The organism is Brevibacillus sp. LEMMJ03, assembly GCF_007197875.1.
Lineage (GTDB): Bacteria > Bacillota > Bacilli > Brevibacillales > Brevibacillaceae > Brevibacillus > Brevibacillus thermoruber.
In genome coordinates this window covers 1-382 of record NZ_VKJN01000116.1, presented here as the reverse complement: position 1 = coordinate 382, position 382 = coordinate 1, and the positions used below count along the sequence as shown (strand labels likewise).

At 66.5% G+C, this 382-nt stretch carries 2 protein-coding genes; one reads left to right on the top strand and one right to left on the bottom strand.

What is annotated here, in order from left to right; all coding sequences use genetic code 11:
- On the top strand, positions 1-234 hold a 234-nt coding region (locus FOI68_RS23065), incomplete at its 5' end, for an SDR family oxidoreductase (RefSeq protein ID WP_143864443.1).
- Positions 235-245: 11 nt separating this feature from the next.
- On the opposite strand, the gene FOI68_RS23060 is transcribed toward FOI68_RS23065, so the two are convergent.
- A complete protein-coding gene (locus FOI68_RS23060; RefSeq protein ID WP_370512180.1) occupies positions 246-371 on the bottom strand; it encodes an AMP-binding enzyme in 126 nt (41 codons plus the stop codon).
- Positions 372-382: the final 11 nt, after the last annotated feature.

Below are 382 nucleotides of genomic sequence, written 5' to 3'. Positions count from 1 at the left end.
GTGAATGTCGTGGCGCCGGGACCGATCGAGGCCACGGAAATGTTCCACGACGTGCTGCCGAAGGGCGATCCGCGCATCGGCAAGCTCGCCGAGGCGATCCCCGTGAAACGGCTCGGCACGCCCGCCGACGTGACGCGAGCCGTGATGTTCTTCGCCGCGCCCGAGGCGGGCTTCGTGACGGGGCAATTGCTCTACGTGTGCGGCGGGGCGAGCGTCGGGACGATCGCGATTTAACCGGCCGCGTTTCAAACCTCGCGCAGCTTGTAGCGCTGGATCTTGCCGGTGGCGGTTTTGGGCAGGCCGTCGACGTACTCGATCCAGCGCGGATATTTCCACGGGCCGGCCTTCACCTTGACGTGCTCCTTCAGCAAGTCCTGCGGCG